At 64.0% G+C, this 3,668-nt stretch carries 5 protein-coding genes; all 5 read right to left on the minus strand.

The genetic code is table 11. From position 1 onward, the window contains the following. Positions 1-31: 31 nt before the first annotated feature. Positions 32-1,492 carry a glutamate synthase subunit beta gene (locus tag AC5E6L_RS14695; RefSeq protein ID WP_491774282.1) on the minus strand — a complete coding sequence of 487 codons (1,461 nt, stop codon included), beginning with the start codon at positions 1,490-1,492 and terminating at the stop codon, positions 32-34. Between the two features lie 13 nt (positions 1,493-1,505). Then, a complete protein-coding gene (locus tag AC5E6L_RS14700; RefSeq protein ID WP_491774284.1) occupies positions 1,506-1,889 on the minus strand; it encodes a DUF5615 family PIN-like protein in 384 nt (127 codons plus the stop codon). Next, entirely contained in the window at positions 1,876-2,133 is a 258-nt protein-coding gene (locus AC5E6L_RS14705) for a DUF433 domain-containing protein (RefSeq protein ID WP_491774286.1), read from the minus strand. Before AC5E6L_RS14705 ends, AC5E6L_RS14700 begins: the two co-directional genes overlap by 14 nt. A 62-nt stretch (positions 2,134-2,195) precedes the next feature. Next, a complete protein-coding gene (locus AC5E6L_RS14710; protein WP_491774288.1) occupies positions 2,196-2,519 on the minus strand; it encodes a heavy metal-binding domain-containing protein in 324 nt (107 codons plus the stop codon). A 4-nt stretch (positions 2,520-2,523) separates the two neighbouring features. Beyond that, the coding region (locus AC5E6L_RS14715) for a GltB/FmdC/FwdC-like GXGXG domain-containing protein (protein WP_491774289.1) at positions 2,524-3,668 on the minus strand (1,145 nt) is incomplete at its 5' end.

Here is a 3,668-nt window from a genome sequence, read left to right on the forward strand (position 1 = left end):
TCGCCCCGTCCTTCGGGGCGCATGGTCGGCCCTAGCGCGGCAGAACGCTTTCGCCCATCAGCGCCTCGTCGATGGCGCGCGCCGCCTGCCGGCCCTCGCGGATCGCCCAGACGACCAGCGACTGGCCGCGTCGCGCATCGCCCGCCACATAGAGCTTGTCGACCGACGTCCTGTAGTCGCGGTCATTGGCTTGCACCGAACGGCCGCCGCGGCGGTCCGTGTCCATGGTGATCGTCTCGCCCAGTTCGGCGATCGGGCCGGCGTGCTCGTAAGGTCCGGCAAAGCCGATCGCGATGAAGGCGAGGTCCGCGCGGATGAAGAACTCGGTCCCCACCACCGGCCGGCGCTTCTCGTCCACCTCGCAGCACTTGACGTGGGTCAGCTTGCCGTCCTCGCCGACGAATTCGAGCGTTGCGATCTGGAATTCGCGCGCCGCACCCTCGGCCTGCGAGGACGAGGTGCGCATCTTGGTCGCCCAGAACGGCCAGACCATCAGCTTGTCTTCCTTCTCCGGCGGCTCGGGGCGGATGTCGAGCTGGGTCACCTTGACCGCGCCCTGGCGGAAGGCGGTGCCGATACAGTCGGACGCGGTGTCGCCGCCGCCGACGACGAGCACATGCTTGCCGCCGGCCAGGATCGGAGCGGACGGCCAGGCAACGGAGCCGATGTCCGGCTCCCTGCCGACGCGCTTGTTCTGCTGGACCAGATAGTTCATCGCCGGATGCACGCCATCGAGATCGTCGCCGGGAATGCCCGCATCGCGCGGCCGTTCCGAGCCGCCGCAATAAAGGATCGCGTCGAACTGGGCCTGCAAGTCGGCCACCGTCTTGTCGACGCCCACATGCACGTTCGCGTGGAACGTCACGCCCTCGCCTTCCATCTGCTCGACGCGGCGGTCGATGAAGTGCTTTTCCATCTTGAAGTCGGGAATGCCGTAGCGCATCAGCCCGCCGATCTTCGCCTCGCGCTCGAAGACATGCACATCGTGGCCCGCGCGGCCGAGCTGCTGGGCGGCGGCCATGCCGGCCGGCCCCGAGCCGATCACGGCGATGCGCCTGCCCGTCCTGGTCGCGGGCGGATGGGGACGCACATGGCCCATCTCATAGGCCTTGTCGGCGATGGCCTGCTCGACGGTCTTGATGGCGACGGGCGCGTCTTCCAGATTCAGCGTGCACGCCTCCTCGCACGGCGCAGGGCAGATGCGGCCGGTGAACTCGGGGAAGTTGTTGGTCGAATGCAGGTTGCGGATCGCCTCTTCCCAATTGTCGTTGTAGACCAGATCGTTCCAGTCCGGGATCTGGTTGTGGATCGGGCAGCCCTGCGGTCCGTGGCAATAGGGAATGCCGCAATCCATGCAGCGGGCGGCCTGCTTGGCCACCTCGGCATCCTCCAGCGGAAGCGTGAACTCCCTGAAGTGCCGAATCCGATCCGAGGCCGGCTCGTATTTCGCCACCTGCCGGTCGATTTCCAGAAATCCGGTTACCTTGCCCATTGCCGTTCCAGTCTCACATTGACTTTCTTATTGGTCGCTGCCGCAGTCCCTTGGCTGTGAGGATCGTCAGATGATTGACGAGTATGCCGTAGGACCCAATGAGTTGCCGCGCTGTTTGATGTGCCTCTAGCATCAGGCATTCAGGCCTGATCATAGGGATGATGACAACACCGAATGCCGGCTCGCCATCACGGAATATCAGATCTCCGAAGTCGTAATCGTGCGTGACGACCACACGCTCCTCTCGCATCGAACGTTTCAGAATATCGAGGTCGCGAGCGCCCATGTTTGAGATCGCAATGTCCAATACATCGCAATCGGCTTGTCTCAGGGCATTGATCAGCGACGTGGAAACGCACTCATCGCAGATGAACCGCATCCGGTCACTCAGCAGCAATCACGCGCATATCCGCCAGATAATCGGCAGCAAATGACTGGGCACGATGGACGTCCTCGATGGATATGTTGCGCAGTTCCTCGACAATTGTTTCCGGGGTGAAGCCCATGCCGAGCATGCGCAGCACATGTTCGACGGTGATCCGCGTGCCCTCGAAAGTCGGCTTTCCCATCATCACGCCAGGGTCAGACACAATCTTCTTCGACATGACCGCTCCGTTTCCTTTCCGTTTGGTCAGCTTCATCCCAAAGTCGCTTGTTTACACCAAAAACACAGTCAAGTCCTGGGCCGCGCGCCGGCAAAACCTCAACCCAGCACGACCGCCGTGCCCGACACCGACACCATCAGCATGGTGCCCGAGCCGGCGGTGATGTTCTCATAGTCGATGTCGACGCCCACGACCGCGTTGGCGCCCAGCCTTTCGGCATCGGCGGCCAGTTCGCCAAAGGCGATCTCGCGCGCCTCGCGCAACGATTTCTCGTAAGCCGCCGACCGGCCGCCGACAATGTCGCGAATGCCCGCCATGAAGTCGCGGAAAATGTTCGCGCCCAAAATCGCCTCGCCGGTGACGATGCCTCTGTAGGCTGCGATCTGCCGGCCCTGCACGGTATTGGTGGTGGTGATGATCATCGTCTCACTCGGCCGCCATGCCCATGCGCATGCGTTCCATTTCCTCAAGCGCGCGCCGGTACTCGACCGGCATGACCTTGCGGAAGCTGGGCCGGTACGTCTCCCAATTGTCCAGGATATCGGCCGCCCGCGTCGAGCCCGTATGGGCCCTGTGCTTGGCGATGAGCTGGAACAGGCGCTCCTGGTCGTGCCGGGTCATGTCGCCGGAGACGTCGACGCGCCCCTTGTGCATCAGGTCGCCGCCGTGATGGTGCAGCTTTTCGAGGATGTCGTCCTCCTCGGGCACCGGCTCCAGTTCGACCATGGCCATGTTGCAGCGCGTCTCGAACGTGCCGTCCTCGTCGAGCACATAGGCGACGCCCCCGCTCATGCCGGCGGCGAAGTTGCGGCCCGTCTCGCCGATGACGACGACCACGCCGCCGGTCATATATTCGCAGCCATGATCGCCCACGCCCTCGACCACGGTGATGGCGCCCGAATTGCGCACCGCGAAGCGCTCGCCGGCGACACCTCGGAAATAAGCCTCGCCATGGATCGCGCCGTAGAGCACGGTGTTGCCGACGATGATCGAGCGCTCGGCGACGATGCGCGCATCGTCCGGCGGACGCACGATGATCCGGCCTCCCGAAAGGCCCTTGCCGACATAGTCGTTGCCGTCGCCAATCAGATCAAACGTCACGCCCGCCGCAAGGAACGCGCCGAAAGACTGGCCGGCCGTGCCGGTGAAGGTGACCGAGATCGTGTCCTCGCGCAGCCCCTTGTGGCCGAACCGTCTGGCCACCTCGCCCGACAGCATGGCGCCTGCCGTCCGATCGGTGTTCCTGATCGGCACGGCGATCGTGACCGGCTGGCGGCGCTCCAGCGCCGGCTCGGCTTCCGCAATCAGTTTGCGGTCGACAATGTCCTCGATCGGATGGTCCTGCCGCCGCGTCCAGCGGATCGCCTCCTTGGGCGCTTCGGGCTTGTGGAAGATGCCGGAGAAATCGAGCCCGCGCGCCTTCCAATGGTCGATCAGCGGCTTTTGTTCGAGCCGGTCGCTCTGTCCGATGATTTCGTTGAGCGCGCGCGCGCCCATGGCAGCCAGAAGCGCGCGGATTTCCTCGGCCACATAGAAGAAATAGTTTATCACATGCTCGGGCGCGCCCTTGA

It is taken from the genome of Roseitalea sp. (assembly GCF_984466335.1).

Coding starts and splice junctions, on each gene's coding strand:
- AC5E6L_RS14705 (WP_491774286.1), bottom strand. CDS start 2,133: ATGAAGCTGACCAAACGGAAAGGAAACGGAGCGGTCATGTCGAAGAAG.
- AC5E6L_RS14710 (WP_491774288.1), bottom strand. CDS start 2,519: ATGATCATCACCACCACCAATACCGTGCAGGGCCGGCAGATCGCAGCC.
- AC5E6L_RS14695 (WP_491774282.1), bottom strand. CDS start 1,492: ATGGGCAAGGTAACCGGATTTCTGGAAATCGACCGGCAGGTGGCGAAA.